The sequence below is a fragment of the Alkalihalobacillus alcalophilus ATCC 27647 = CGMCC 1.3604 genome (genome assembly GCF_000292245.2).
GTDB lineage: Bacteria > Bacillota > Bacilli > Bacillales > Bacillaceae_D > Alkalihalobacillus > Alkalihalobacillus alcalophilus.
The window spans coordinates 1-26,602 of record NZ_ALPT02000059.1; the positions used below are offsets into that span (position 1 = coordinate 1).

The window sequence follows — 26,602 nt, forward strand, 5'->3', positions numbered from 1 at the left end:
GGTATCGTTCCATTGTCCTAAAAAGCGATTGAATACAAAACGAGAACAGCCGATAGTTTTAGCAATCAGGGTTTCTTGTTCTTTGCTTGGATAGAGACGGAATTTGTATGCTTTGTTGATGAGCATTGTTTTCACCTCAGATAGGAATGTATGTTCTTATTATATCCTAACAAGAATCTCTTTGGCTACCGCCAACCGCCATTCATCTCCCCCTTATCGTTGGGCTTTGCCCTTCACACGATGGAAGAGGGAGTCTTCTGTCGGGAAATGATAAAAAAACAGGCAAGCATCTAGCGATAATATTGGGGTTAATTGTTTGTATGGTAGCCGATGGTGTGATTATATTCTCCTTCATTGGAGGGTTGGTCGTCTTTTTAATCGGTCACCTTTTTTATTTATCAGCCTTTTTAAAAGTGAGTGTAGGAGAGTTGAAAAATAAGCTGATTCTCCTGCCGTTTATTTTGTATATGGGCACAATGGGTTACTTTCTTCTTGCGGCCATTTTCGATTCGGGTGATACGAATATGGTCATCCCTGTTGTCCTTTATATTTTAGTCATTGGAGCAATGGGAATTAGCGCCGTCTGGACAAGAAACGTTTATGCAACGATTGGAAGTCTTTTATTTATTATTTCCGATAGTGTGCTCGCTTGGAATCTATTTGTTGAATCGATTTCATACTCCCATGTTTGGATTATGACAACGTATTATGGAGCACAATATTTTATCGCAACGAGTATTGGGAGTTTAAAAAATAAGTCGAATTAGCTAGATTGTGAGGGAATGAATGAGTTTACAATGGTTAGATTGGGCAAGGAGAATTCAAGCTTTGTCCCAGGCAGGATTAACGTTTTCAAAGGATGAGTTTGACCTTGAGAGGTACACAGAATTACAACAAATTAGTGCAGAAATCTTGGCGACATACAGTGAACATAGCTTTGAGAAAATAAATCAGCTATTTGCTAATGAAGAAGGTTATCAGACTCCAAAAGTCGATGTGAGGGGAGTCGTCTTTGAACAAGGTAAAATTTTAATGGTGCAGGAAAAGGCAGATGGAAAATGGTCATTGCCTGGTGGTTTTTGTGAAGTGGGATTATCACCGACAGAAAATGTTGTAAAAGAAATCGAGGAAGAGGCTGGCTACCGTACAAAAGCTAAAAAATTATTGGCCTTATTAGACATGAACAAGCATTTTCACCCTCCACAGCCTTATCATTATTACAAGGTTTTTATAGAGTGTGAAGTTGATAAAGCGGTTGCGATGGAAGGGTTGGAAACGAGCCAGGTAAAGTTTTTTAGGGAGGATGGTTTACCACCGTTATCCGAAAATCGTAATACCAAAGAACAAATTGAGATGTTATTTGAGCTGAGAAGAAATGAGGGTGAGCACGCGATTGTCGACTAATCTTAAGAAGGATTCCTTAAAAATTGCTCCAAATTATTGATGACTAAAACAGCAGCGGTCGAATACTTGAAGACTTCTGCGGAAATAGTGAAAAACGGGAGACCTCACAGCGACTTTATCGTCAGGAGGCTCCCCATTTGCCAGCGATTGCTGTGAGCATGTGGACTTTATGATCTAATTGAGGGCTGATGTTGTTAACGTTTAATGGCATCTATTATTAATGATGGGAAGACAAGTCGTTCTCCTTGGTTTCTAGGGTCAAATTTTTTTGAGCGAAAAATGACACCATCGCTTCCAGACCATTTGCTCTCATGAAACTGTCCTTCCTCATCAAAATATTCTAATAAGTTTACTTCAAAGCCCGCTTGTATAAAAACCGCCGATAATAATTTGTAATTGTAGACAATTTTATGATCGAAAGCAGGGTGTTCCTTTGGCCCTGGTCCACCAACTTGTATCGTGTGTTGATATTTTTTATCTTGGAAAAAACCATCAGGGACACCGCAACGAACGTAGCCACCTTTTCTTAAATAGAGATAACAAAGTTTAGCGGCCGCGATGCCTTCTTCATAAGTGAGATGCTCCCACACATGTTCAGCTAAAATAGCGTGAAGTGTCCCTTTTTCAAAGTGTGTTTCCCAGTTCTTAGGGTTTGTTAGGCTTAGGTGTTCCTCTTGAGTATGGAGCCAACCGGGATTATTTTGGTAGGGCCCTGCTCCTATGACGATTTTGAGAGAATTAGTTAACATAATATACTTCCCTTTTCTTATCTGAATAATCAGTTTATTTTGTTGGTGTTAATGAGTAAAAAAGAAAAATAGAGCTAGAAATATCGGGAGAGCAACACAGACAACTGTAATGGCTAAGAGGCGATCGGCACGTTCTTTACTAAGCAGGGCGACCATAAAAGCAGATAAACTTAAATATCCAAAAGTAGCTGTTAACATCATATCTCCTCCTTTAATATAAAGCGAAGTCCGTTTGGTCAGAAGTGAGAAAAAATAAGAACAGCTGATGAAGACGCTCTTTGTCTTCACTCAGGTGGACGATTTTTCTCGAGCTTCTAACGGACGTAGCTGGATTAAATATAAAGCGAAGTCCGTTTGGTCAGAAGCGAGAAAAAATAAGAACAGCTGATGAAGACGCTCTTTGTCTTCACTCAGGTGGACGATTTTTCTCGAGCTTCTAACGGACGTAGCTGGATTAAATATAAAGCGAAGTCCGTTTGGTCAGAAGCGAGAAAAAATAAGATCAGTCTCTTTTAATTCGAGCTTGCTCAGGAAATTCCTCTTTGAAAAGCAAAATTCTTTTCAAATAAGTGGACGACTTGAAAATGGAACATTAAGAACTCAATACCATTTGACTTTGTTTATTAAAGAATATGACAGTTTTTCGATCATTACGAATGGTTTCTAAATAAAATTTATCGAGATCAGTCTTTTTTAGCGAACAAAAAACCCCCACCCCAAAATGATTAGTCTTGAGGGTGAGAGTTGTATCTATTATATCGCGGTGGCATGTGTTTTTTATTAAAAGGATTTTATCGTGATAGTGGAACCCAACCTTCGCGTTTGAGAATGATGTTCCAAAGGTTTTCAGGAAGTGCATATTTATCTTTTTCATTTATTTTGAGGGCATATTCAATCTCATTTTCATGACCGTTTTGGATTTTATCTGCCCATCTTGGCTCTATTAAAAGCTCACGACCTAAAGCTAGAAGGGGAATCCCTTGATTTCTGACAGCTAGGGCTTCATCAGGTGAATTTATTTGTCCAACGGCCATAAATGGAACACGTCCATTAATTAATTCGTTAATTAGCTCAATTCGTGTTTTATTAGGATCAGCGTCACGATGAGGCGTTGATTGTACATCGGCAAGTGAAATATGCAAATAATCGAGCTCTTTATCGGCTAATGTGTCGACGAGTTGAAACGTATCGGCCATCGTTAACCCAGGAGTCGAAGGTTCTTCCGGAGAAAAACGGTAGCCAAGAATAAAAGGTTTTTTCGCAAATTTCTCGATTGCTTTTTGACAAGCATCGACGACAGCTAATGGAAACGCCATTCTCTTTTCACGCGAGCCACCCCATTTATCAGTACGGTGATTTGTATAAGGTGAATAAAATTGTTGGATTAAATACGTATTTGCACCATGGATCTCCACTCCATCAAAGCCGGCTTCAATGGCTCTTCTAGTCGCTTCTCCAAAACCGACAATAATGTCTTCAATTTCCTCATTTGTTAAGGCGCGTGCGATTTGTTTGTCTTCTTCAAAATAATCAGAAGCGGAAACAACATCGCCGTTAGGGACAAGTTTTGTAGGGCATTGACGTCCGCCATGATGAATTTGTACAACTGCTTTGGCTCCTTCATCTTGAATCGTTTTGGCCCACTTTTTTAAACTAGGTAAAAGCTCATCAGAAAAAATACCAGGCTGACCAACAAATGCTTTTCCATTTTCCATGACGTTGGCACACGCCGTGATGATGAGTCCAAAATCTTTAGAACGTTCTTTTATATAAATTAACTCAGCATCAGACATCGTTCCATCGTCATTAGAAGAATAGTGGGTCATCGGTGCTAACGCTAAGCGGTTTTTTAGCTCTATGCCATTAGGCAAAGTGTATCGGTCGAATAATGGTTGATATTTTTGGTTCATGTTAAGTCCTCCTTTTTTGGTCGTCCTTTGATGACTAGATTAACCCGTGTTTTTTAAAGCTTTGATAAACGCCATCATCTTCAATTCTGGATGTGACTTCATCAGCGACATCTTTGAGCTCTTCTTTTGCATTACCCATAGCAATCCCGATTTGACAAAATTGCAGCATTTCAAGGTCATTAATCCCATCTCCTATCGCTATTGTTTGTTCTTTGGATAGTCCGAGGTGTTCGAGCACAGCTTGAATCCCAGCTGCCTTATGAATCCCTAACCCAGAAATTTCGCCCCCTTCAGCTCCGAATTTCGCAAAGCTTGTCGGCACGACAGTTAATTTATCGCCAAATGTATCGGCTATGTATTGATAAGGAATTTCTTTATGCTCCATAAAACAAATTTTATTAATGTCATCACGGTATAAGCTTTCTTCGTCAAAACTTGTAATTTCAATTAAGTGCTGAAGAGGATGCTGAGTAATATCGCTAAACTCGCCGTTTTTAAGGTCTTCTTCAATAATCTTGAGATAGTGCTCCTTTAATGATGGATTCCCATACATTCTTTCGTTCGTTTCGATCATAAATTCAATGCCTTTTTTATTAAAAACATCGACGAGTTCCTTTACTTGTGCAACGGTTAAGGTTTTTTGAAATAGACTTTCTCCATTTATTTCTGCAAATACTCCTGCACCACCAATAATCCCGTCAAATCCAATTTCGATAATGTTTGGGTATAGAGCCACTTTAGAACGACCCGTACATAAAAAAACGAGATGGCCATTTTTTCGAGCTTGCTGGCAAGCGGTAACTGTTGATTCAGGAACCGTTCCATCTTCCATTAATATTGTTCCATCTACATCTAGAAAAATCACTTTCTTTTCGATAGTTAACACCCCTTTACACTTAATTCCTTTCCAATTATATACTGATTGCTCGAGTGAATTGAAATGAAAAGACTTAGCTTAGTTTGATTCGACAAGTGCCTGTCACTTGCCTACCAAATCCATTAAAGTGAATCATTATATCAACTCCAGTTCTTGACAAAGTTCGACTAATGAATGAATGCCGAGAAATTGTTGGCGGTCTATTGAGTCAATGGTTTGAACGGCTTCACGTGTGACTTTTTTTACTTGTTCTAAGTTTTGATGGTCCATTGCATCAATAATTTCTTTCATGTTTTTTAAAAAGTAAACGGAGTAAATTTGATTTTAGTCAATTGTTCGTGGACCGTTGGAGTTGCCATCTATTTTTTTCCGAAGTCTGCAGTTATGAAAATACAGAATTCAAATCGAAACAAGCTCGATCATCTAGCTAATGTACAGAGCATTAACACGGATTTTCTCGATGCGAAAGTTGAGTAAATAATTATTGGAATGATTTGCTTTCTCTTACAGTTAGCTTCTGCTACAATTTCATCAAGTGTGTAGGGGGAGTGAGAAGTATGGAGAAACGATTAGCTTATTTATCAATCGCCCTCGGTGCAACATTTTGGGGTATGATTGGCGTTTTTGTAAACTATTTATATGAGTTAGGTTTTACACCTATTCAGGTGGTCGCTCTACGTGCAGGGACGGCGATGATTTTTTTGCTTATTTATTTATCTTTATTTAAAAAGAATCGTCCTGCTCTTAAAATGAACATAAAAGATAGCCATTATTTTATTGGGACGGGCGTTATTAGTATCGTTTTTTTTAACTTATGTTTATTTTATGCGATGCAAGAGACGTCGATCTCGGTTGCAACGATTTTGTTATATACGGCCCCAGCATTTGTGACGATCTTTTCTCGTTTTCTTTTTAAAGAGGTGTTGACAGCAAAGAAAACGCTGGCTTTGTTTATGACGTTAATCGGTTGTGCTTTTGTTATTGGTGTTTTGCCAAATATGGATGGAACAATTTCGTTGATTGGATTTATGTTAGGGCTAGGTTCAGGGCTCTTTTATGCGTTGTATAGCATTTTTGGGAAGTATGCTTTGCAGAAATATTCACCATTGACAGTTACCTTTTACACTTTTGTGTTTGCAGCTGTGGCGATTATTCCATTCAGTGGTATATGGACAATGGCTGCACAGTTCACTTCATTAAAAGTATGGCTACTTGTACTCGGGTTAGGTTTTTTCTCGACGATGCTTGCCTTTATTTTCTATACAAGAGGTTTACAGCATGTTGAATCGAGTCGAGCTTCGATCATAGCGACGGTAGAACCTGTCGTGGCAGCGGTTATGAGCTTTCTATTATTCTCTGAAAAGCTTAGTATTTGGCAATATCTTGGCATGGCGTTTGTCCTTTTGGCAGTTATCGTTGTGCAGGAATCAAAAGGGAGAATCGAACATAAAAGTGAGCAAGCAAAAGAGAGCTACTAGCAATCGTTTGTCACTGTCATGAGCAAGGTGATCAATTTTTACTTTTGATCGCCTTTTATCACTTGAAATAGGTTAAACAAGTGATCGCTTTCATTCATTAACTATTAAAAAGAAGCTGATTAAATAGTTGACATTTTCAGAAAATAATTATATTATAATAGAAATTTAATAGAATTGATTATAAGAATAAAGGCGAAAGGCCTTTTTTTATTAGGTTTTTCACTTCATTTGTTTAAAGTAGAATAGTATAAAAGTCATAGTTGAATTATTTTGTTTCAGTAAATAGAAAGAATTATCTTTAATAGACAACTAGAAACGACATAAGAGGTGCAGGTGCGATGAAACAGAGTACGAAGGAATATCTTGTTGATCGAATGTATAAAGCGTCCGCTGGATTAGCCAATGCTGTTTTGGTTACATTAGGGATTGGGTTATTAATTGAATCTATTGGGATCTTTACAGGACTCACGGCATTAGTCACAGTTGGGAAAACGGCACAGCTTATGTTAGCACCGGCCTTTGGAGCTGGGATTGCTTATCAACTTGGGGGCAACACTCTTGTTATTTTTAGTGCCATGGCTGCGAGTACGATAGGAGCGAATGCGCTTCAATTTACTGAGGCTGGTGCTATCCTAGTAACGGGTCAACCTTTAAGTGCTGTCCTGGCAGCATTAATCGCGATCTGGGTCGGGAAGCGAGTCGCAGGAAAAACACAACTAGATATGTTGGCGATTCCTCTTAGTGGAATTGTTGTGGGAGGGCTTGCTGGTTACTTTCTGGCTTTCGTGACAACTCCATTAATAGAACTGGTCAGTGCGTTTATCGCCTCATCTGTACAAGGTTCGCCATTACTTGGTCCAATCGTCATCTCACTCGTTTGGAGTATGTTTTTAATGTCACCAGCTTCGTCAGCGGCGATTGCGATATCGTTACAGCTTGATCCTGTTTCGAGTGCTGCTGCTTTAATTGGCTGTACCGTGCAATTTGTTGGTTTTACGGTCATGTCTTATCGACAAAATGAACTCGGATCCAATCTTGCGCAAGGAGTGTTAACACCAAAAGTGCAATTTCCAAATGTTGTAAAAAACCCAAGGGTGCTGATTCCACCTTTTATTTCTGCGATGATTTGTGCACCGATAGCGACGTTACTTTTTAAGCTAGAAGCCCCCTATGAAGTGGCTGGCTTAGGGCTAAATTCTTTCATCGCTCCATTAAATATTTTGGCTAACCAAGGAGTGAATCCATTTTTTGTTTATGTTGGAATCGGAATTTTGCTACCAGCTGTTATTACAATAGTTATTTACCGAGTGCTTAAAGGAATAGGTTGGATTAAAGCAGGTGATTTACATTTAAAAGTACAATAAAAGAGTTGATTAAACCTGAACAAAGGAAGTTTCCTATGTTCAGGTTTTTTAATGGTTCATCATCTCTCCCTATATTTCCCGGGTGCCATACCGTACTTCTTCTTAAAGACACGATGAAAATACGCATACGAGCTAAAACCACATTTTTCGGCAATGTTTTCTAATGTCATCGTTGTATATTTCATTTGGTCAATCGCAGCTGAAAGCCGGATGTCTTGGGCGTACTCGATCATCGTTTTTCCGATCGTTTGTTTAAATAAATGGACAGCTCTTGAAACACTTAAACCTGTATGTTCGGCAACATCGTCTACTTTTAAGCCGAGCGTTGCATGCTCCTCAATATAACGGAGCATTCTTGTAACAGCATAAGGCCGATTAATGTCAGCGGCGGTTTCATTTAAGGAACGCTCAAGTGTTAGACAGAGAGCCTGTATTAAGTGGAGAGCCAGTTCATTGTTTTCTTCTGATAAAGGACGTCTCTTTTCTAACGTTAGATGCCGCCATAAACCGAGAATTCGATCATCTAAATAAATATTTGAAATGGAAGGTTTTTTGGAGCGGTTCCACCAATCGTCCACCCACGCTCCCTCAATTGATACATGATAGTCACCACTTCGTTGATTTTCAGCAATTTTCAGCTCATATGTATCACCCGGTTTCGCTAAAAGCAAATCACCTTTCTTAATGGCAATTCTTTCATTATTAAAAACAATTTCACTTGTCCCTTCTGTTTGTAAACGAAAAAGATATCTTGTTAACGGTTCAGTATCTTGAGAATGGTAACCTTTTGTATGGTAAGAAAAGCCACAAAAACGAATAAATATATCGTCCATAAAGGAGTGCTCCTTTTTAGTGTTTTATAATTAATAGCAAAATAGTACATGTTTCAATTATATAATCTATTTTTCTATGATTCTAGATCATTTAAGATAAAACCATAAGTTTATGAAGTGTTCATTTAGAATGTAAGCGATTTATATTTTTGGAGGAAATGAGGCGGTTTAGTGATGAGTATTCCTATAGCAATACAATTGTATACATTGCGAAATGAGCTTGAGCTAGATTTTAGAGGGACATTAGAGAAGGTCGCACAATTAGGATATAATGGCGTTGAATTGGCAGGATATGCTGGTCTAAAAGTGGAAGAAGTAAAAGACATTCTGGATGAACTCAATCTTAAGGTTTCATCAAGCCATGTTCCAATTGAAAGGTTGGAGCAAGAACTACCTCAAGTAATTAAAGAGCAAAAAATATTAGGAAGTAAATACATCGTTGTTCCGTTCGTTTTACCAGAGCGTCGCAACGACAAAGCTTACTATGAGCTTATTTCCTTTTTAAATGAAACAGCTGAACAATGTGAAAAAGAGGGGCTTACGCTCTGTTACCATAATCATGATTTTGAGCTTGAACATTTGGAGGATGGCCGCAAAGTACTTAAGGCTATTTTAGATGATACGAAGGTAAGTGCTGAGTTTGATATTTATTGGTTAACAAAGGCGGATGAAACTCCTAGTAAATGGTTAAAAAATTATCAAGGGCGTACCCCGCTCGTTCACTTGAAAGATATGACGCTAGATGAAGAAAAGTTTTTTGCCGAATTAGGCACAGGTGGCGTTGATTTAGAAGAAGTTTTGAAAATGGGTACCGAAAATGACGTGCAATGGTGGGTTGTGGAACAAGATGAAAGTCGTATAAGCCCACTCGAAAGCATTGAAATAAGCATTAATCATTTAAAAAAAATGGCTGATAATTAATATATTTAGGAGAGATTAGGATGTTAAATGTAACGGTATGGAATGAATTTAGACATGAACAAAATAATGAAGTTGTAAAAGGGATTTACCCTGAAGGCATACACGGAGCGATTGCTCAATTTTTGAATGAGGATTTTAGCGTTAAGACAGCGACATTAGATGAACCAGAACATGGTTTAAGAGATGAGGTTTTAAAGGAGACGGATGTTCTGATTTGGTGGGGACATATGGCTCACGATGAGGTACAAGATGAGATTGTTGAAAAGGTAAAGAAGCGTGTTTTAGAAGGAATGGGTCTAATCGTTCTTCATTCTGGACATTTCTCGAAAATTTTCAAAACTTTAATGGGTACATCTTGTGATTTGAAATGGCGTGAAGCCGATGATAAGGAAAGAATTTGGGTTGTGAATCCAAGTCATCCGATTGTTGATGGTTTAGGTGAGTATATAGAGCTTGAAAAAGAAGAAATGTATGGAGAGCATTTTGACATTCCAGCTCCTGAAGAATTGATCTTTTTAAGTTGGTTTGAAGGTGGCGAAGTGTTTAGAAGTGGTTGCACATATAGCCGCGGAAACGGAAAGATCTTTTATTTCCGACCAGGACATGAAACGTATCCAACTTATCACAATCCAGAAATTCAGCGTGTTATTAAAAACGGGGTAAAATGGGCGGCTCCAACAAATCATGCTTATCCTGTCTATGGAAATGCAAAACCATTAGAAGAAATTAAACCAAAAAGTGCAGAGTAGAGTAGGAGGCAGAAAAATGAGTCAAATTAAAGTTGCTATTATTGGATGTGGAAGTATTTCAAAACATCGTCATTTACCAGAGTATGTGAACCATGAGCAAGTGGAAATCGTAGCTGTTTGTGACATTGTTGAAGAAAGAGCGAAAGAAACAGCGGAAACATTAGGTGTTGAAGCTTATTACGATTATGAGCAGTTGCTTACTAATCCTGAGATTGATGCGGTGAGTGTGTGTACACCAAACTATTTACATGCTCCGATCTCGATTGCCGCATTAAAAGCTGGCAAACATGTCCTTTGTGAGAAGCCGATGGCAACATCAAAAGAAGAGGCTGAACAAATGATAGCGGCAGCAAAGATGAGCGGAAAGAAATTAATGATCGCTCATAATCAACGCTTTGTTCCATCACATCAAAAAGCAAGACAATTAATTGAGAGTGGAGAATTAGGGAAGATCTATAGCTTCCGTAGTGCTTTCGGTCATGGTGGTCCAGAGGGATGGAGTGTTGATGGGAAGGATAGCTGGTTTTTCAAAAAAGAGCAGGCTTTTATTGGAGCAATGGGTGACCTTGGTGTTCATAAAACCGATTTATTACGTTACATCCTTGGTGAAGAGTTTGTTGAAGTCGGAGCATTTGTTGAAACGAGTGCAAAGGAAGGAGCCGACGTCGATGATACCGCTGTTTGTGTATTAAAAACAGAAAGTGGTATTGTTGGTACGTTAGCCGCAAGCTGGTCTTATGTTTCCAAAGAGGATAACTCAACGATTATTTATGCTGAAAAAGCGATTGTTCGACTAGAGGATGATCCAGTAAATTCTGTCATTGTTCAATATAAAAATGGTGAAGTCGTTAAATATGAATTGGGTGGAATCCAGACAAACGAATCTGGTGGACAGTCAAGCTCAGGTGTCGTAAATCATTTTATTCGTTCAATTACTGAGGATCTCGAGCCAGCGATCACAGGTGAAGAAGGCATGAAGTCACTTCAAGTTGTTTTGGCAGCCCTTGCTTCAAGTGAAACAAAACAAATTACAAAAATATAAGTGGTGAACAACTATGGCGAAACTAAAAATGGGAATAATCGGAACGGGTGGTATTGCTCGCGATAGACATATTCCTGCTTATCAAAAAATATCGGATTTGGTCACAATTGAAGCGGTCTGTGATTTGAATATGCAGGCAGCAGAAGAAGTCGCTAAACAATTTGGAATTAAAAAAGTGTATACAGATTATCATGAGCTTTTCCAAGAGGTTGATGCTGTTACGATCTGTACACCAAATAAATTCCATGCTGAAATTACGATTGCTGCTCTTGAAGCTGGTGTCCATGTGCTTTGTGAAAAGCCGATGGCAATTAATGCAGCGGAATGCGAGTCAATGATAGAAGCATCTAAACGTGCGGGGAAAATGCTATCAATCGGTTTTCATTACCGTTTCACAAAAGATGCATTAGCGGCAAAACGGGTGATTTTAGAAAATGAAATTGGCCAACCGATTGTGGCACGAGTTCATGCAATGAGAAGAAGGAAAGTGCCTGGTTGGGGTGTCTTTACAAACAAAGACCTTCAAGGAGGAGGCAGTTTAATTGATTGGGGCTGTCATTTCCTCGATTTATCATTATGGTTATTAGGAAATCCGAAACCCGTTCAAGTGATTGGTCAATCGTATAATGGATTAAGTAAAATGCCAAACCAAGTAAATGAATGGGGAGCATTTAACCATGAAACCTTTAATGTCGATGATCATGTAACGGCTTATATTAAATTTGATAATGGAGCAACGATGTTATTTGAAACATCATGGTCCGCTAATATTAAAGAAGACTCAGAGGGAGTTAGTATTTCCGGCGAAACGGGAGGAATTGATCTTTTCCCATTTGAGCTGAACCAAGCGAAGCACGGAATGCTACTAAATAGCCAAGCAAATTGGATTCCAGGAGATGACGACCCGGGATTAACGCAAGTAACTAATTTTGTGGAAAGCTGCCTAGGGTTAAGTGAGCTAATCGTCAAACCTGAAGAAGCGATGCAAGTTTCGAAAATTATCGATGCAATTTATCATAGCAGTGAAACGAGTGAAATGGTGAACTTATAATCAATCTAGCTACGCCTGTTAGAAGCTCGAGAAAAATCGGTTCGTCTGAGTGAAGACAAAGAGCGTCTTCATCAGCCGCCCCTAATTTTTTCTCGCTTCTGGACGAACAGGCTTCGCTTTATAATCAATGTAGCTACGCCTGTTAGAAGCTCGAGAAAAATCGGTTCGTCTGAGTGAAGACAAAGAGCGTCTTCATCAGCCGCCCCTAATTTTTTCTCGCTTCTGAACGAACAGGCTTCGCTTTATAATCAATGTAGCTGCGTCCGTTAGAAGTTCGAGAAAAATCGGTTCGTCTGAGTGAAGACAAAGAGCGTCTTCAAAAGCCATCTTGTATTTTTTCTCGCTTCTGAACGAACAGGCTTCGCTTTATAATCAATCTAGCTGCGTCCGTTAGAAGTTCGAGAAAAATCGGACAGCCTATAAAGTCAAAAAGCGACTTTCTAGTCTATCCTGTGCCCACAGGACGTGGGTACAAGGCGTTGCGGCAGGATGGCGCGAACTTAGCGTTGATCCTTGATATTCTCACTTCTGCCCAAACGGACTTCGCTTTATAAATAGGGAGGTTAGCTTTATGAAGTTAGGCGTATTTACTGTTTTATTTTCAGAAAAAAATTTAGATGAAATGTTAGACTATGTTCGAGATGCAGGAGTAAAGGCTGTTGAAATTGGCACAGGTGGATATCCAGGGAATGCCCATTGTGACATCGATGCTCTATTAGAGAGTGCAGAGTTACGTCAAGAATACTTAGAGAAAGTGAAATCACGTGGCCTTGAAATCAGTGCTTTCAGCTGTCATGGTAACCCAATTTCACCAGAAAAAAATTTTGCGGACCAGTCGCATGAAGCTCTTGTCAAATCGATTCAATTAGCGAGTTTAATGGGGGTACCCGTTGTCAATTGTTTCTCAGGCACAGCAGGAGATCATGAAGGAGCGAAACATCCTAACTGGCCAGTAACCCCTTGGCCAAATGAGTATGGTGATGTCTTGAAATGGCAATGGGAAGAGAAGCTAATCCCATATTGGAAAAAATGGGGTCAATATGCAAAAGATCATAATGTTAAAATTGGTCTAGAGCTACACGGTGGCTTTTTAGTTCATACTCCTCATACGATGCTGAAGCTGAGAGAAGAAACATGTGACGCCATTGGAGCAAACCTTGATCCAAGTCATTTATGGTGGCAAGGAATTGATCCGGTAGCTGCGATCAAAATTTTAGGTAAAGCTGGAGCGATCCACCACTTTCATGCCAAAGATACGTATATTGACCAAGAAAATGTTAATATGTATGGACTCGTGGATATGCAACCATATGGTGAGGTACAAACGAGAGCCTGGACATTCCGTTCAGTCGGTTGTGGCCATAGCATCCAAGAGTGGTCGGACATGATTAGTGCCTTGCGTACATTCGGTTACGATTACGTCGTCAGCATCGAGCATGAAGATCCACTCATGTCGATTGAAGAAGGCTTTGCAAGAGCCGTTAAAAACTTAAATTCTATCATTATTGAAGAGAGCCCTACCGATATGTGGTGGGCGTAAATTCAAATAGTATTGATGAGGCTCCCAGCAAGTTTTATACGACTTGTGAGGGAGCTTTTTTTTGGTGTGTTTGAGTGAGAGGATGTATTTGGTGGGGTAATAGGTAATGAAACCGCCGCTATTTTAAAATTAGGGTTCGAAAAAGGGGGGGCTGGATAATTGTAAAAAGGCTTCTGCATCTGCTGTTGTGACTTCTTTAATAATCATTTTTCTCCCTCTTTCTGCAAAATCTCAATATATTACAAGTGATTTCAGTTAGAATAGTTTGAATTTTATGTTATTATAAAGAGAAAATCAACTACGATTTTACAGTGGAACGATGTTTTAGAGGGGTGTGAGAGGTATGAAACGTTTTGATCGAATTGGTGGTGTCTTTTTAATTGCAGGAGCCTTGCTTTTTGGTCTCATTCACCTTGCGATTGCAATGTATATACCGGGTCGGGGAACGACGATATCCTCAGAGAGGTTATTTCAGACATTATATGAAATGCACGGGTTTGTCCCTTATATATTAAGTCTCATTTTTATGTTGTTAGGTGTTTATTTTATTTTCTTTATGAACGAGGAAAAAACAGATGATACGATTCAAGAGCAAGTCTAAAGAAAAACAAGCCTGCGATTATGTAGGCTTGTTTTTTTACTATTAAGCGATTTGATTTTTCAATGCTGTTTCTTCAGCCGATATCACGGTTTGTTTGAGGAGCATTGTAATGGTAACAGGTCCGACTCCACCTGGAACTGGTGTAATCGCACTTGCCTTTTTATAGCAGGAATCGTAATCGATATCCCCGATATTTCCTTTATTGTAGCCAGCATCAAGGACAACAGCACCTTCTTTTAACCAATCCCCTTTAATGAAATTTGGTTTTCCAACAGCGGCAACGACAATGTCGGCTTGTTGTAACATGGCTTCTAAGTTCGTCGTGCGAGAATGACATGTTGTGACGGTTGCGTCTTCGTTTAATAAAAGGGCAGAGACAGGCTTACCTAAAATCGGGCTTCTTCCAACAACGACAGCATGTTTTCCAGCTACGGGTAATTCGTAGTGATGGATGATTTCCATAATGGCTGCAGGTGTACACGATGGGTATTTCCCAAATCCTAAAGCGGTTCGACCATAGCCTGCACTTGTTACTCCATCAACATCCTTTTCAATCGCAATCGTTTCAAAAGCCTTTCTTTCGTCGATATGAGCTGGAACAGGATGTTGTAATAAAATGCCATGGACAGTTGTATCTTCATTTAATTGTTTAATGGTCGTTAAAAGTTGTTCCGTCGTTGTTTCTTCAGGTAAATGAATGCGGATCGAATTCATTCCAATCTTTTCACAAGCATTTCCTTTCATTTTAACGTATGTTTCTGAAGAGGGATTATCTCCGACTAATATCGTTGCAAGGCTTGGGGTTATTCCTTTTTCTTTTAATACAGACACACGTTTTTGTAAGTCCTCACGAATTTCCTTTGAAACTAAATGGCCATCTAAAATTAATTTTTCCACGGTTAAACCCTCCCAAATGAAATAAAAAAGAGATAAGGAAAAAAGCTTCCCTTATCTCTGCCCAGACGACCCGACTCTATAAAACACAGCTCCCTTGTGGTTGTCTCCACTTTTGTCGTCAGTTACTGTGTCTATCCGTTCTTTTACTTAAGAAAAGAATAGCACAATCAGCAAAAAAGTCAATAGAGAACTAAATATTAGAAGAAAATGAGAATAAATTCGTCTATTCACGAACATTATAAGTGAACATATGATAAATAATAGGTTTTTACCCATTTAGTATTTCTTTAAAAATAGGAGGGACCCGTTTATGATTATTAGGTTTCGTTCCTTGGTTTTATCGATTTGTTTATTTTTACTTCTGATTGTGATCAATTTGCCGATAACTGGACCAAAATCTTTTGGAGAAATTATGTTTGAACAGATCGTGCTCTTTAATCAAATGGGGCTAGATGCACTGTTTTTGACCTTTATTTCAACAGCAATCCTGCTTCTAGCAACTTTTTTATTAGTGATTTCCTTAGCAAAGTATCATGGAAGATGTGCACTGATGGCGATAGGCTTTGTCGCCTTTTTCCCCCCGCTAATCAATTATATCTTTTTTTAAAAATGTAAATGGTAGGTTCATAGTTTACTCAAAAAAGTCATAAGCAAGCAAGTTTCCTTAAAAAGCCGTTTTAAAGGCTTTTTTTGCTGCCCTTTTATTGAAGGAGCAGATAATTTCTAAATGCTCTGAATTTTTGATATGATCTAATTATATTCTAATGTAGGAATCGGAAAGTTAAATGAATGAAAGGGTGGTGGAGAAATGAGGAGCTTGCCAGAAGTCATTGAGCGTTGTTCAACAGACCGAGGGGAGATTCAATTACAAAAAAGAGATGAACAATTTGAAATTATATATAATGGAACCTTTTTAATGGCTACATATAATGGTGATTCAGAGCGATTACTAGTGAAAGCGGCTTTAGATTCTGTGGCTGAGCCTAATCGGGTCTTAATCGGGGGCTTAGGTGTTGGGTTTTCGTTAGCGGAAGCACTAGTGGATCCTCGTGTTCGACAAGTCGACGTTGTGGAAATTGAGCAAGTGATTATTGAATGGAATGATTATCATTTGAGTGGTTTTAATTCAAGGGCAATTGACGATCCGAGAACAAATATCATTCATGCTGATTTATTAAAATATGTGCAGGAAACAGTGGTCAAGTATGATGTTATTTGTTTAGATATTGATAATGGACCAGACTGGATTGTGGCTGAACCAAATAATGGACTTTATTCAGACCGTGGCATTGAGCAATTAATGAGGATTTTAAGTAAGAAAGGAATTTTATCATTTTGGAGTGCAACAGAATCGGCTGCTTTTGTGCAAAAGCTACGGACCTACTTTGCTTTTGTTGAAGTGAAAAAAGTGACTCAACCAAAAGGGGAGCCAGACTATGTGTATATATGTTCGGGAATAGGTGGATTCTAAGTAAATGGAGGAATGGCTATACTTAACCAATCCAAATTATCAATAAAATCAGACAGAAATATTGTTCTGATAAAAGTTAAGAAATGATAATGACCACTTGTGATAATTGGAGGTATAAACCATTGTTAATAACAAGTCAAACGGAGATTCAAGCCCCTATTAAGTTAGTATTCTCTTACTTAGAAGATAATGATAAACAAAAAGAATGGATGACAGGATTAGAAGGAACTGAGTATTTAACGAAGTTTGATATTAATAATCCGGTTGGTGTTAAGTTTAAACAAAGGTTAAGAGAAGGAAACCGTATTCAAGAGTATGAAGGACAAGTTACTGAATACAATAAAAATAATAGAATAAGTATTCAAATGAATCATTCTTCTTTCTTAATCAATGTTTCATATAAACTTCAAGAAATTAGTCCTAATTCTAGTATTCTATATATTTCAGAAGAAGTAACAGCTAAGGCTGTTTCAGGAAAGATATTAAGTATCCTTTTTCGTGTATTTATGAAAAAAGGTTTAGAGAAACAAATGAAGGCATTGAAACAGTGTGCTGAAAGCAATGATAATGTTTTAGCATAAGCGAGGAAATAGGAGAGCTCTGCTAAAGATCTTTTGCCGACCTTTAGGAAGAGCTCGTTCAATAATTATTTATATCTTTTTTACAAATTCGGATTTCAGTTTCATCGCTCCGAAGCCGTCAATTTTACAGTCGATATCATGATCACCTTCAACGAGACGGATGTTTTTAACTTTGGTTCCGATTTTAATAACGGAAGAGGTTCCTTTTACCTTTAAGTCTTTAATAACAGAAACCGTATCTCCGTCTGTTAATGGGTTTCCATTTGAATCTGTGATCACTTTTTCGTCATCAGTGTTGCTTTCATCTGTTGACCATTCATGTGCACATTCTGGACAAACGAGCATGAGCCCATCTTCATATGTATATTCGGAATGACATTTCGGACAGTTTGGTAATTCCATAATGTAATGATAACCCCTTTCGTGTTAGACCTTTTTACTATACTAAAAATCGTCCTGTATGGAAATGATCGCTTGCTTAACATCTGATAAAAAGGTCAATTTTCGTTGGCTACTTTACTTCAAAACGCATACTTAAAAGCTTTTGAGCAACAAATGGTCGCTCAAAAGCTTCTAGATTTAGTGTAAGAGTATTATTTTATCCCTGTGTTTGCTTTTACTAATACCTCTGCATACTTTTTCTCATCTCGTTTATTTGAAAGGAGAGCACCAACGTAAGCTCCAAGGAAACCAGCTGGGATTGAAATAATCGCTGGGTTAGTTAATGGGAAGATAGGGTCGCCAACAAACATACCAGCCCCAGCAACTGGGTTAATGACGTTCGGGCTTAAGGCAACAAGTACTAAGGCAGTAATTAAACCAGATAACATCCCTGTAACGGCACCGGCTGTATTGAATCTTTTCCAATAAATTGTGTAAATAATCACAGGAAGGTTGGCGCTTGCTGCTACACAAAAGGCTAACGAAACGAGGAAGGCTACATTCATTGTTTGAGCAAACAGCGCAATTATAATTGATAGGGCAGATACGGCAACAGAAGCATATCGGGCCGCCATCATTTGCTGTCTCTCTGTCGCTTTTCCTTTTTTAAGAATTTGTCCATATACATCGTGGGCAAACGCAGAGGCACCGGACAATACAAGTCCTGCTACAACAGCCAAAATCGTGGCAAAGGCAACGGCTGCAACAAAGGACATTAAGATGTCTCCACCCAATGCTTCCGCAAGTAATGGTGCTGCCATATTTCCAGCAGGGTTAGCAGCGATAATTTTTTCGGAACCGACAAAGGCTGCTGCACCAAAACCAAGAAAGATCGTGAGAATATAGAAAATTCCTACAATCCAAGTAGCTGTAACGACTGAGCTACGTGCTGTTTTGGCATCTTTAACGGTAAAGAAGCGCATTAAAATATGGGGAAGACCAGCTGTCCCAAGGACGAGAGCGGCCATCATGGAAATCGTATCAATTCCGTTTGTATAACGAACGCCAGCATTGAGGAAGCCTTCTCCAGCTGGTGTAACCCCTTTCATTTCTTCGAACATCGCAAGAATATTAAAATTAAACTTCCATAAGACAAGGACTGAAATAATAACAGTACCAACCATTAATAAAACGGCTTTAATGATTTGTACCCAGCTTGTCGCGGTCATCCCGCCAAAAAGCACGTAGATTGTCATCATCGTACCAACAAGCAAAACAGCGATCCAATAATCAATTCCTAGCAATAGCTGGATAAGTGCACCAGCCCCAACTAGTTGGGCGATCATATAGAAAATAACGATTGTTATTGTACTTAAAGCCGCTACTCCTCGAACCTTCTTTTGATTAAAACGAGCGGTGATCATATCGGCAATCGTGTATTTCCCGAGGTTTCTTAAAGGCTCTGCTACAATATAGAGAACAACAAGATAGGCGACTAAATATCCGATTGAAAAAAAGAAACCATCAAAACCAAATAAGGCGATTGCCCCAGCAATTCCTAAAAAAGAGGCTGCGGATAAATAGTCTCCTGCAATGGCTAGACCGTTTTGCCACCCAGTTAACCCACCACCAGCTGTATAAAATTCACTAGCTGTGTTAGTCCGTTTAGCAGCCCAATATGTAATAACGAGAGTGGCGGCTACAATGGCAACGAATAATGATAATCCGATATAACTCATAGTGGTTGGTCTCCTTGTTTTTTATGTTTGGCAATAATGTCTTCCGCGGTTTCATCGTATTTGGTTGCTTTTCGAACATATAACATACATAAAACCCAAGTCATAATAAACTGTGCAAACGCATACACCCAAGTCCATGTAATCGCACCAATAGCCGGACTTTCAAGCACGGTTGTAAAAGATGTTAAGATTGGTAGAGTAAAATAAAAAACGAGAAAAAACAGAACAGTTGGTACTAAAAATCTTTTCTTCGCCTTCATGAGCCCTTTAAACTCTTCACTTTTTGCTACTTTTTGATAATTATGAGTCGGTTTTGGATCCTTTGGTACTTTTGCTAAATTGTCCATCACACACCACCTTTTCGAATTATAAGTAAATTCTAATAAATCAGAAAAAAATAAGCAATTAATTTTTTGATATTTTATCAAAATAATTTTTCGACACTAAATGACAAGGCTTCTATTTTGAATGTTTTAAAAAGAGGAGTAAATCGGAGTAAATATAAGAATTTGAAAAGAGAATATAAATACACTTATGAGAATTTGTTATATTAGAAAAGTGAATATAGGTTATAGCGGTCGTGTTATTTTAATTACCTTTGCTAAAATCGGTTGGGCAATATAGCCTAATAAGACACCAATTGTATTTAAAATTAAGTCATCAATATCCAGGATTCCTCTTTGGGTAATGTATTGAAGGAGTTCAATTGCAGAGATGGTCAATAGAGTCATAAAAAATAACTCGCTTACTCTCGGCTTTTTGCGGACATAGCGATAGTAAAGTCCAAATGGAATAAACAAACCAACATTAGCACTGATATTATAAAAGGCAATTAAAAAAGGAACATTACCAAATAAAAAAAGGGTCACTGTTTCAAAGGGAATAAGGTTGATTCCACTATAGGAAGTCATACCAGGGCGAAAGAAGAGTAGGATGATAAGTCCAAATGAATAAAAGACTATTAAGAAATCGATAAGTAGTTTAGGAAAAGTAAACAATGTGTTCGTAAAGACACTAGCTATGATAAAGGTGAATCCAGTTAAACAAACCCAAACAACGATAATGACAAGAGAATGAAGGTGGTTAGTAAGTTCTAGCCAAATAGGTATCAAACTAAAGAAAAGAACTTGTGAAAGTAAAAGGGCCCAAATAATGCTTTTATTCATTTCAACCTCCGAAACCATACGTATTTATTTTCTAAGTATAACAGAAGGTGGTAGTTGCTACTTTATAAAAAAATAATGATCAAAATCGCAAAAATGAATTCAAAAACTGTCGAAGGGATTAAAACTAGGATCAGAAAGTAAAGGAGTGCGGAGTTTATTATACGCGTTAAAATTGTTAAGTCTTCATATTAATAAAAGTAGAAAAAGGATAAAGGTGAGAGAATGGATTATTTTATGACAAAGGGTCGGCTAAAATTGCGCGTTTTAGAACAACAAGATCGGCATTTATTATTAAAGTGGTTAACAGATGATCGTGTTTTGCAGTTTTATGAAGGGCGGGATAGTGATTATGATAGTGAGAAAATTGAAAAGGATTTTTATGGGCATGATCCAGGAGAAGTGAAGGCAATTATTGAATTCGACGATAGAATGATAGGTTATTTACAGTTTTATCCTATTAATGAAGAAACGAGTATGATAAAAGATTATCAATCTGATATGATGGTATATGGTTTGGACCAGTTTATAGGTGAACCCACTTACTGGAACAAAGGAATTGGAACTAAGCTCATTCAAACGATGGTAGAGTATCTAATAGAAGAAAAAGAGGCTGAGATTATTATTATGGATCCTCGTATTGATAACGTGAGGGCGATTGCTTGCTATAATAAATGTGGTTTTGAAGTGGTAAGAAGTCTACCTAAACATGAATTACATGAAGGAGAATATCGTGATTGTTGGTTAATGGAGTATCGAGTAAGGAGTTAAAATTAGGACAAAGAAAAGAGGAATCATCATGATTGAAATACAGGGCCAAGAAGGTGTCCTTGTCATCATCGTTTTATTATTTATATACGCATTCGTGTCTTTCGGTTGGTTAAGAAAAAAATATAAAATTGAAAAAGAAGGTTTTTATTTGTTCGGAAAAACAAAAGGGCAACGATTTGGGGAGAGCATTATTATCGTCATCGCTTTTATGAGTATTTTTGTTTGGCAAAGTCCGATCATGTTTCTATTTCTTCTTTACACCCTCTTTTTTGGCTTTCGTTCTTTTATGGAGTGGAAAAATAATAAAGATAATAAAGTTTATTTATTGACGCTTAATAATGTATTAATGGTCGCTATGTTTTCTGTTGTTTATTATTTTTTATTGATGTAATGATCGATTATGGCTTCTGCTGGTGGAGTGAGCCGAGTTTATGAGCAAAACATACTTTTTTGTTGAATGGACAGAAAGTATGTTTTTTTATGTTGAAATGTTTAATTTATGTCAAAAAGGGTTATATAACGATCAGGGCAATGTTATAATAGTCCCTTTATTACATAAGGATTGGCTGAATGATTGCTTTTACCGAAAGAGTTAGTATATAGGCTTCCACGCTTTAATGATGAATTACATATAAAATGAATCCTTTAGCTGTATGAACAACCCCCCTCATATCTAACAGATTGATTCTCTGCTCTTACTATATCCTACCCAATTTGGCTGTGTTGCTATTCCTAATGACTGTATTCATGATTCGATGTGAATCTGGTAAACCTATCTGTAAAAGCGAACAAAAAGGAGTTGAAGTATATGGAAAACAATGATCTTAATGATTCGACTGAAAATGATAAAGCAATCACAAATAAAGTCGGATCGGTTTTTTATTGGACGTTAGGTATTCTGAGTGTCCTTATTTTAACGGGTATTTTTGCACCTAACGTGCTTGAATCTGTAACAGCACAAGCTCAAACATTTATATCAAATACATTTGGTTGGTATTATTTAATCGTCGTAACGATCTTTTTAATTGTCTGTCTTATTTTTATCGTATCACCGTATGGGAAAGTACGCTTAGGAAAAGATGATGATCGCCCTGAATATTCGTTTCCGGTCTGGATTGCTTTTTTGTTTAGTGCAGGTCTAGGCGTTGGACTCCTCTTTTTTGGAGCGGCCGAACCAATTGCTCACTTTGCTGTTAGTTCACCAAATGCACCCGAAGGAACGGAACAAGCCGCAATGGATGCTTTGCTTTATACATTCTTTCATTGGGGTCTACATGGTTGGGCCATCTACGCGATTATTGCGATATGTTTAGCGTATTTTAACTTTAGAAAAGACAAAACAGGTTTAATCAGTGCCACCCTTTCACCATTGTGGAATATGGATGGGAAATTAGGGAAAACAATTGATGTTGTTGCGATTGTCGCAACGCTTTCTGGGATTGCGACGACATTAGGATTTGGTGCCTTGCAAATGAATGGGGGGATTTCTCTACTAACGGGCTTGCCAAATAGCTTTGCCTTACAATTAGCGATTATAGTCGTTGTGACTGTCATTTTTATTCTTTCTTCGATGACGGGAATTGATAAAGGAATTAAAATTCTTAGTACGGTCAATATGTCCCTTGTTGGAGTCGTCTTTTTGTTTTTTATGATATTTGGAGCAACGATGTTTTCATTCAATATGTTAACAACGACCATTGGTAATTATATTCAAAATTTACCACAGATGAGCTTTAATATTGCCCCAATGAGTGAGGATAAGAGGGAATGGATTAATGCTTGGACCATTTTTTACTGGGCGTGGTGGATGGCTTGGTCTCCATTTGTCGGAACGTTTATTGCTCGTGTTTCCAAAGGACGTACATTAAGAGAATTTGTGGTCGCCGTCTTATTAGTGCCTTCTGTTATGGGTTTTATTTGGTTCTCATTTATCGGAGGGACAGCCATTTCAGTTGAAAGTTCAGGTACAATTATTTCTCACTTACCGGATGAAGAAGTGCTTTTTGGTGTTCTTGAAACGATGCCATTTGGTACAATTATGTCCTATTTAACGATTTTTGTAATTGCCGTGTTTTTTATTACTTCAGCGGATTCGGCTACTTTTGTACTGGCAAGCCAATCAACAGCTGGTTCACTAAATCCAGGTAAAAGAATCAAACTTGTATGGGGAATTTTAATGTCTGCTACAGCGGCTGTTCTTTTATATAGCGGCGGTTTACAAGGGATTCAAAACACGATGATATTAGTTGCCTTTCCATTTTCGATTATTATGGTTCTAATGGTAATTGCCTTATTTAAATCGCTTGCTCAAGAGCGGTTAAGAGAAGAAGCGGCTGAAAGGAAAGAAGCAAGAGAATGGAAAAAGTGGAGAAAAGAACAGGATCGAAAAGATCGTCAACTTCGGAAGAACGAGAAAAAAGAAAAACGAACAAAAATAGGAAAAAGTCAAGCTCATGTAAAGCAGGATTCGATCGCTAAATCGGACAGAACCGAAGAATGGAACACATCTGAACAGTTAAGTGATAATCCAGCTAAAAGAGATAATCTTGACCATGGCGTGGATTCAAATAATAAATCGGAACAATAAAAGTAGGAGACTGCCTCAAAAGGTCATTTGGCCATTGTGGTAGTCTTTTTTTGTGCTTGATATTGGTAGCGAAAAAGCTTAATTGGTAATGAAAATTTGAGTTGTGGGGAATTAGTGTGCGAAAAACAGATGATAAGTAATGAAAAAGTCGAGTGGCCGAAATTACGGTTCGAAAAAACTTGAATAGGTAATGAAAAGCCGAGGTGTTAAGAATTAGGGTTCGAAAAAACTTGAATAGGTAATGGAAATCCGAGGTGTTAAGAATTAGGGTTCGAAAAAACTTGATTAGGTAATGAAAAGCCGAGCTGTGAGGAATTATGGTTCGAAAAAACTTGAATAGGTAATGAAAATCCGAGGTGTTAAGAATTAGGGTTCGAAAAAACTTGAATAGGTAATGGAAATCCGAGCTGTGAGGAATTACGGTTCGAAAAAACTTGAATAGGTAATGAAAATCCGAGGTGTTAAGAATTACGGTTCGAAAAAACTTGAATAGGTAATGAAAAGCCGAGGTGTTAAGAATTAGGGTTCGAAAAAACTTGAATAGGTAATGAAAAGCCGAGCTGTGAAGAATTATGGTTCGAAAAACAGGTGATAAGTAATGTAAAAGCTGAGCTGCTTAAATTAGGGTTCGAATAAACGAGAATAGGTAATGAAAAGCCGAGCTGTGGGGAATTACGGTGCGAATTAAATGCTCATTTTCTAAAAGGCCACTATTTAAAAGGATTTCATTCAGATTTGGTGAATTGAATGGTAGGGGAGGTGTAAGGGTTGAGTGTGATTCCAGTTTTAAGAATGTATGATTTGGAAAAAACAAAGGATTTCTATTTGAATTATATAGGGATGAGACAAGACTGGGAACATCAATATGAAGAAACGTTACCTATCTACATACAAGTATCTTTAGGTGATGTCGTCCTTCATCTATCTGAACATTTTGGTGATGGAGCACCAGGAAGTGTTATTCGAGTAGGGCTGAAGGACCTTCATGGTTGGTATGAGGAAATCAGTAAAAAAACTATCGATATGCAAGGCCTGGTATGGAGGATGGACCTACGGGAAAAGAAGTGACGATAGGTGACCCGGCTTATAATAAGCTGATATTTTTTCAGAAATAAACGAGATAATTAAAGAAACAAAAAAACAAAGCTCAAAAAGGGCTTTGTTTTTTGTTGACAGAACATTTAAATGGATATATAGTTAACTACATAAGTAACTAACCGAATGACTGACAATAAATTTATTTTAGAAGGAGGGAGCTTATGCGTTCTTCATTAGATGATAATAGACCGATTTTTCAACAGATTAAAGAAATGATTGAAGATGAAATAGTGAATGGAGAATTAAAGGAGGGAGAGCAGGTGCCATCGACTAATCAGCTCGTTGCTCATTATAAAATTAACCCTGCGACCGTTCTCAAAGGATTTAATCAGCTCGTTGATTCGGGAATTCTATATAAGAAAAGGGGTGTTGGCATGTTTGTAGCAGAAGGAGCATATCAAATGTTACGTGAAAATCGAAAGCAAGCGTTTCGCGATGAATTTGTTTGGAGGATGTTACAAGAAGCTAAGCAGTTGGGAATCACAGCAGAAGAAATTAAAAAAATGATTGATTCAATGGGGAGGGATGAATCATGACTTATATCTTAAAAGCGGAGAATGTTTCATTTAAATATAAGAAGGTTGAAGCTGTAAAAAATGTATCATTTCAGTTAAGTGGTGAGAAAATTTATGGTTTATTAGGACGTAATGGAGCGGGAAAAACCTCGTTACTCTCATTAATTGCGACATTCGCTAAAGCAACTAGTGGTCAATTGACGATAAACGGTGAGGAAATTTTCGAAAACGGTCGTTATCTCGAAAGTTTGGTTTTTATTCGTGATGAGAAGTTTGATGACTCACATGCCTCCACAAAAGTGAAAAAGTGGCTTAAAGATCATTCGAAATTCCGTCCGTATTTTGACCATGAGTACGCAGAGCATTTAATCAAAAGGTTCAAAATCCCAACCGATCAGACCGTTTATGAACTTTCAAGGGGAAAGCAGTCAGCATTACATGTTGTCATTGGTTTAGCCAGTCGCTCTCCGATAACCATTTTTGACGAAGCCTACTTAGGGATGGATGCACCAGCAAGGGAGATTTTTTATGAAGAAGTGCTTAATGATTATATGGAGCACCCAAGAACCATTATTCTCTCGACTCATCTTATTTCAGAAATGGAGTCCATGTTTGAAGAAGTGTTAATGATTCATAATGGAGAACTGCTTTTACACGAGGAGGCAGAAGTTTTAAGAAACAAAGGGACTTCCATTACAGGGGCTAAGGAGGCTGTCGATTCTTTTGTGAAAGGAAAACAAATTTTAAAAGAACAAGTACTTGGCGGAACCAAAAAAGTGATGATATACAGTGAATTAACAGAAGAGGAAAAAGCGGATGCAAGAGCCAAACAATTAGAGCTTGGTCCCATTACATTGCAAGAGTTATTTATTCATTTAAC

The 26,602-nt window shown here is 38.0% G+C and carries 31 protein-coding genes and 1 riboswitch; of the genes, 19 read left to right on the top strand and 12 right to left on the bottom strand.

Translation table 11 applies throughout. The features are described from left to right. A partial coding sequence (locus BALCAV_RS21725) for a helix-turn-helix domain-containing protein (RefSeq protein WP_152563057.1) occupies positions 1-126 on the bottom strand: 126 nt, incomplete at its 3' end. A gap of 131 nt (positions 127-257) precedes the next feature. Here BALCAV_RS21725 and BALCAV_RS14785 point away from each other — a divergent pair. Together BALCAV_RS14785 and BALCAV_RS14790 are read left to right on the top strand one after the other, a co-directional pair. Next, entirely contained in the window at positions 258-767 is a 510-nt protein-coding gene (locus tag BALCAV_RS14785) for a lysoplasmalogenase (RefSeq protein WP_268746819.1), read from the top strand. A gap of 19 nt (positions 768-786) precedes the next feature. Next, positions 787-1,404 (top strand): NUDIX hydrolase, encoded by a 618-nt coding sequence (locus tag BALCAV_RS14790; protein ID WP_003320929.1) that lies wholly within the window; start codon positions 787-789, stop codon positions 1,402-1,404. A 194-nt stretch (positions 1,405-1,598) separates the two neighbouring features. Here the strand turns inward: BALCAV_RS14790 and BALCAV_RS14795 are convergent, their stop codons facing one another. From BALCAV_RS14795 to BALCAV_RS22370, 5 genes are all read right to left on the bottom strand, one after another. Continuing rightward, positions 1,599-2,153 carry a class I SAM-dependent methyltransferase gene (locus BALCAV_RS14795; protein ID WP_003320930.1) on the bottom strand — a complete coding sequence of 185 codons (555 nt, stop codon included), beginning with the start codon at positions 2,151-2,153 and terminating at the stop codon, positions 1,599-1,601. Positions 2,154-2,201: 48 nt separating this feature from the next. Next, on the bottom strand, positions 2,202-2,351 hold the full coding sequence (locus BALCAV_RS22365) for a hypothetical protein (RefSeq protein ID WP_160173424.1): 150 nt from the start codon (positions 2,349-2,351) through the stop codon (positions 2,202-2,204). A gap of 593 nt (positions 2,352-2,944) precedes the next feature. Then, positions 2,945-4,063: an NADH-dependent flavin oxidoreductase gene (locus BALCAV_RS14800; RefSeq protein ID WP_003320457.1), complete on the bottom strand. Its 1,119-nt coding sequence runs from the start codon at positions 4,061-4,063 to the stop codon at positions 2,945-2,947. Between the two features lie 34 nt (positions 4,064-4,097). After that, entirely contained in the window at positions 4,098-4,949 is an 852-nt protein-coding gene (locus BALCAV_RS14805) for a Cof-type HAD-IIB family hydrolase (RefSeq protein WP_003320455.1), read from the bottom strand. A gap of 126 nt (positions 4,950-5,075) precedes the next feature. Then, positions 5,076-5,231 (bottom strand): hypothetical protein, encoded by a 156-nt coding sequence (locus BALCAV_RS22370; protein WP_003320454.1) that lies wholly within the window; start codon positions 5,229-5,231, stop codon positions 5,076-5,078. A gap of 266 nt (positions 5,232-5,497) precedes the next feature. On the opposite strand from BALCAV_RS22370, the gene BALCAV_RS14810 reads away from it, so the two are divergent. Next, complete coding sequence (locus BALCAV_RS14810; RefSeq protein WP_003321212.1) at positions 5,498-6,418, top strand: DMT family transporter; 921 nt, start codon at positions 5,498-5,500, stop codon at positions 6,416-6,418. A 338-nt stretch (positions 6,419-6,756) separates the two neighbouring features. After that, a complete protein-coding gene (locus BALCAV_RS14815) occupies positions 6,757-7,782 on the top strand; it encodes a PTS transporter subunit IIC (protein ID WP_003321211.1) in 1,026 nt (341 codons plus the stop codon). Positions 7,783-7,841: 59 nt separating this feature from the next. Here the strand turns inward: BALCAV_RS14815 and BALCAV_RS14820 are convergent, their stop codons facing one another. Further along, complete coding sequence (locus tag BALCAV_RS14820; protein ID WP_003321210.1) at positions 7,842-8,615, bottom strand: AraC family transcriptional regulator; 774 nt, start codon at positions 8,613-8,615, stop codon at positions 7,842-7,844. A gap of 174 nt (positions 8,616-8,789) precedes the next feature. On the opposite strand from BALCAV_RS14820, the gene BALCAV_RS14825 reads away from it, so the two are divergent. The 6 genes from BALCAV_RS14825 to BALCAV_RS14850 all read left to right on the top strand — a co-directional run bounded on the left by BALCAV_RS14825 (position 8,790) and on the right by BALCAV_RS14850 (position 14,519). Then, the gene (locus tag BALCAV_RS14825; protein WP_003321209.1) at positions 8,790-9,536 is read left to right on the top strand and encodes a sugar phosphate isomerase/epimerase family protein; all 747 of its coding nucleotides are present in this window, start codon (positions 8,790-8,792) and stop codon (positions 9,534-9,536) included. 20 nt (positions 9,537-9,556) lie between these two features. After that, positions 9,557-10,285 (top strand): ThuA domain-containing protein, encoded by a 729-nt coding sequence (locus tag BALCAV_RS14830; protein ID WP_003321207.1) that lies wholly within the window; start codon positions 9,557-9,559, stop codon positions 10,283-10,285. A gap of 16 nt (positions 10,286-10,301) precedes the next feature. Beyond that, positions 10,302-11,327 (top strand): Gfo/Idh/MocA family protein, encoded by a 1,026-nt coding sequence (locus tag BALCAV_RS14835; protein WP_003321206.1) that lies wholly within the window; start codon positions 10,302-10,304, stop codon positions 11,325-11,327. Between the two features lie 13 nt (positions 11,328-11,340). Further along, positions 11,341-12,378, top strand: a complete 1,038-nt coding sequence (locus tag BALCAV_RS14840) for a Gfo/Idh/MocA family protein (protein WP_003321205.1) — start codon at positions 11,341-11,343, stop codon at positions 12,376-12,378. 571 nt (positions 12,379-12,949) lie between these two features. After that, positions 12,950-13,918 carry a sugar phosphate isomerase/epimerase family protein gene (locus tag BALCAV_RS14845; protein WP_003323629.1) on the top strand — a complete coding sequence of 323 codons (969 nt, stop codon included), beginning with the start codon at positions 12,950-12,952 and terminating at the stop codon, positions 13,916-13,918. A 343-nt stretch (positions 13,919-14,261) separates the two neighbouring features. Further along, entirely contained in the window at positions 14,262-14,519 is a 258-nt protein-coding gene (locus tag BALCAV_RS14850; protein ID WP_003323630.1) for a hypothetical protein, read from the top strand. A gap of 42 nt (positions 14,520-14,561) precedes the next feature. Here BALCAV_RS14850 and BALCAV_RS14855 read toward each other — a convergent pair whose 3' ends face one another. Beyond that, complete coding sequence (locus tag BALCAV_RS14855; protein ID WP_003323632.1) at positions 14,562-15,416, bottom strand: bifunctional 5,10-methylenetetrahydrofolate dehydrogenase/5,10-methenyltetrahydrofolate cyclohydrolase; 855 nt, start codon at positions 15,414-15,416, stop codon at positions 14,562-14,564. A 52-nt stretch (positions 15,417-15,468) separates the two neighbouring features. After that, positions 15,469-15,552, bottom strand: a riboswitch (ZMP/ZTP riboswitch). 174 nt (positions 15,553-15,726) lie between these two features. Between BALCAV_RS14855 and BALCAV_RS14860 the strand changes: the two genes are divergently transcribed. The 3 genes from BALCAV_RS14860 to BALCAV_RS14870 all read left to right on the top strand — a co-directional run bounded on the left by BALCAV_RS14860 (position 15,727) and on the right by BALCAV_RS14870 (position 17,468). Next, the gene (locus tag BALCAV_RS14860) at positions 15,727-16,023 is read left to right on the top strand and encodes a hypothetical protein (RefSeq protein ID WP_003323633.1); all 297 of its coding nucleotides are present in this window, start codon (positions 15,727-15,729) and stop codon (positions 16,021-16,023) included. Positions 16,024-16,224: 201 nt separating this feature from the next. After that, positions 16,225-16,887, top strand: a complete 663-nt coding sequence (locus BALCAV_RS14865) for a spermine/spermidine synthase domain-containing protein (protein ID WP_003323634.1) — start codon at positions 16,225-16,227, stop codon at positions 16,885-16,887. Between the two features lie 122 nt (positions 16,888-17,009). Beyond that, on the top strand, positions 17,010-17,468 hold the full coding sequence (locus BALCAV_RS14870; RefSeq protein ID WP_003323635.1) for an SRPBCC family protein: 459 nt from the start codon (positions 17,010-17,012) through the stop codon (positions 17,466-17,468). A 69-nt stretch (positions 17,469-17,537) separates the two neighbouring features. Here BALCAV_RS14870 and BALCAV_RS14875 read toward each other — a convergent pair whose 3' ends face one another. The 4 genes from BALCAV_RS14875 to BALCAV_RS14890 form a co-directional block, all read right to left on the bottom strand. Next, complete coding sequence (locus BALCAV_RS14875) at positions 17,538-17,873, bottom strand: zinc ribbon domain-containing protein YjdM (RefSeq protein WP_136446161.1); 336 nt, start codon at positions 17,871-17,873, stop codon at positions 17,538-17,540. A 188-nt stretch (positions 17,874-18,061) separates the two neighbouring features. After that, a complete protein-coding gene (locus BALCAV_RS14880; protein WP_003323638.1) occupies positions 18,062-19,588 on the bottom strand; it encodes a solute symporter family protein in 1,527 nt (508 codons plus the stop codon). After that, entirely contained in the window at positions 19,585-19,935 is a 351-nt protein-coding gene (locus BALCAV_RS14885) for a DUF485 domain-containing protein (protein WP_003323639.1), read from the bottom strand. The genes BALCAV_RS14880 and BALCAV_RS14885 overlap by 4 nt, the downstream gene beginning before the upstream one ends. A gap of 222 nt (positions 19,936-20,157) precedes the next feature. Next, complete coding sequence (locus tag BALCAV_RS14890) at positions 20,158-20,754, bottom strand: VanZ family protein (RefSeq protein WP_003323640.1); 597 nt, start codon at positions 20,752-20,754, stop codon at positions 20,158-20,160. A 222-nt stretch (positions 20,755-20,976) separates the two neighbouring features. On the opposite strand from BALCAV_RS14890, the gene BALCAV_RS14895 reads away from it, so the two are divergent. The 6 genes from BALCAV_RS14895 to BALCAV_RS14920 all read left to right on the top strand — a co-directional run. Continuing rightward, on the top strand, positions 20,977-21,522 hold the full coding sequence (locus BALCAV_RS14895; RefSeq protein WP_003323641.1) for a GNAT family N-acetyltransferase: 546 nt from the start codon (positions 20,977-20,979) through the stop codon (positions 21,520-21,522). A gap of 28 nt (positions 21,523-21,550) precedes the next feature. Further along, complete coding sequence (locus BALCAV_RS14900; RefSeq protein ID WP_003323642.1) at positions 21,551-21,913, top strand: DUF4181 domain-containing protein; 363 nt, start codon at positions 21,551-21,553, stop codon at positions 21,911-21,913. Positions 21,914-22,330: 417 nt separating this feature from the next. After that, positions 22,331-24,109 carry a BCCT family transporter gene (locus BALCAV_RS14905; RefSeq protein ID WP_040324073.1) on the top strand — a complete coding sequence of 593 codons (1,779 nt, stop codon included), beginning with the start codon at positions 22,331-22,333 and terminating at the stop codon, positions 24,107-24,109. A gap of 774 nt (positions 24,110-24,883) precedes the next feature. Further along, positions 24,884-25,177 (top strand): glyoxalase superfamily protein, encoded by a 294-nt coding sequence (locus tag BALCAV_RS14910; protein ID WP_235213122.1) that lies wholly within the window; start codon positions 24,884-24,886, stop codon positions 25,175-25,177. 191 nt (positions 25,178-25,368) lie between these two features. Further along, positions 25,369-25,743, top strand: a complete 375-nt coding sequence (locus BALCAV_RS14915) for a GntR family transcriptional regulator (protein WP_003323646.1) — start codon at positions 25,369-25,371, stop codon at positions 25,741-25,743. Next, on the top strand, positions 25,740-26,602 hold an 863-nt coding region (locus BALCAV_RS14920), incomplete at its 3' end, for an ATP-binding cassette domain-containing protein (protein ID WP_040324074.1). The genes BALCAV_RS14915 and BALCAV_RS14920, both read left to right, overlap by 4 nt.

Coding starts and splice junctions, on each gene's coding strand:
- BALCAV_RS14795 (WP_003320930.1), bottom strand. CDS start 2,153: ATGTTAACTAATTCTCTCAAAATCGTCATAGGAGCAGGGCCCTACCAA.
- BALCAV_RS22370 (WP_003320454.1), bottom strand. CDS start 5,231: ATGAAAGAAATTATTGATGCAATGGACCATCAAAACTTAGAACAAGTA.
- BALCAV_RS14820 (WP_003321210.1), bottom strand. CDS start 8,615: ATGGACGATATATTTATTCGTTTTTGTGGCTTTTCTTACCATACAAAA.
- BALCAV_RS14845 (WP_003323629.1), top strand. CDS start 12,950: ATGAAGTTAGGCGTATTTACTGTTTTATTTTCAGAAAAAAATTTAGAT.
- BALCAV_RS14900 (WP_003323642.1), top strand. CDS start 21,551: ATGATTGAAATACAGGGCCAAGAAGGTGTCCTTGTCATCATCGTTTTA.
- BALCAV_RS14815 (WP_003321211.1), top strand. CDS start 6,757: ATGAAACAGAGTACGAAGGAATATCTTGTTGATCGAATGTATAAAGCG.
- BALCAV_RS14830 (WP_003321207.1), top strand. CDS start 9,557: ATGTTAAATGTAACGGTATGGAATGAATTTAGACATGAACAAAATAAT.
- BALCAV_RS14915 (WP_003323646.1), top strand. CDS start 25,369: ATGCGTTCTTCATTAGATGATAATAGACCGATTTTTCAACAGATTAAA.
- BALCAV_RS14790 (WP_003320929.1), top strand. CDS start 787: ATGAGTTTACAATGGTTAGATTGGGCAAGGAGAATTCAAGCTTTGTCC.
- BALCAV_RS14840 (WP_003321205.1), top strand. CDS start 11,341: ATGGCGAAACTAAAAATGGGAATAATCGGAACGGGTGGTATTGCTCGC.
- BALCAV_RS14895 (WP_003323641.1), top strand. CDS start 20,977: ATGGATTATTTTATGACAAAGGGTCGGCTAAAATTGCGCGTTTTAGAA.
- BALCAV_RS14800 (WP_003320457.1), bottom strand. CDS start 4,063: ATGAACCAAAAATATCAACCATTATTCGACCGATACACTTTGCCTAAT.
- BALCAV_RS14835 (WP_003321206.1), top strand. CDS start 10,302: ATGAGTCAAATTAAAGTTGCTATTATTGGATGTGGAAGTATTTCAAAA.
- BALCAV_RS14850 (WP_003323630.1), top strand. CDS start 14,262: ATGAAACGTTTTGATCGAATTGGTGGTGTCTTTTTAATTGCAGGAGCC.
- BALCAV_RS14865 (WP_003323634.1), top strand. CDS start 16,225: ATGAGGAGCTTGCCAGAAGTCATTGAGCGTTGTTCAACAGACCGAGGG.
- BALCAV_RS22365 (WP_160173424.1), bottom strand. CDS start 2,351: ATGTTAACAGCTACTTTTGGATATTTAAGTTTATCTGCTTTTATGGTC.
- BALCAV_RS14825 (WP_003321209.1), top strand. CDS start 8,790: ATGAGTATTCCTATAGCAATACAATTGTATACATTGCGAAATGAGCTT.
- BALCAV_RS14905 (WP_040324073.1), top strand. CDS start 22,331: ATGGAAAACAATGATCTTAATGATTCGACTGAAAATGATAAAGCAATC.
- BALCAV_RS14860 (WP_003323633.1), top strand. CDS start 15,727: ATGATTATTAGGTTTCGTTCCTTGGTTTTATCGATTTGTTTATTTTTA.
- BALCAV_RS14890 (WP_003323640.1), bottom strand. CDS start 20,754: ATGAATAAAAGCATTATTTGGGCCCTTTTACTTTCACAAGTTCTTTTC.
- BALCAV_RS14885 (WP_003323639.1), bottom strand. CDS start 19,935: ATGGACAATTTAGCAAAAGTACCAAAGGATCCAAAACCGACTCATAAT.
- BALCAV_RS14810 (WP_003321212.1), top strand. CDS start 5,498: ATGGAGAAACGATTAGCTTATTTATCAATCGCCCTCGGTGCAACATTT.
- BALCAV_RS14880 (WP_003323638.1), bottom strand. CDS start 19,588: ATGAGTTATATCGGATTATCATTATTCGTTGCCATTGTAGCCGCCACT.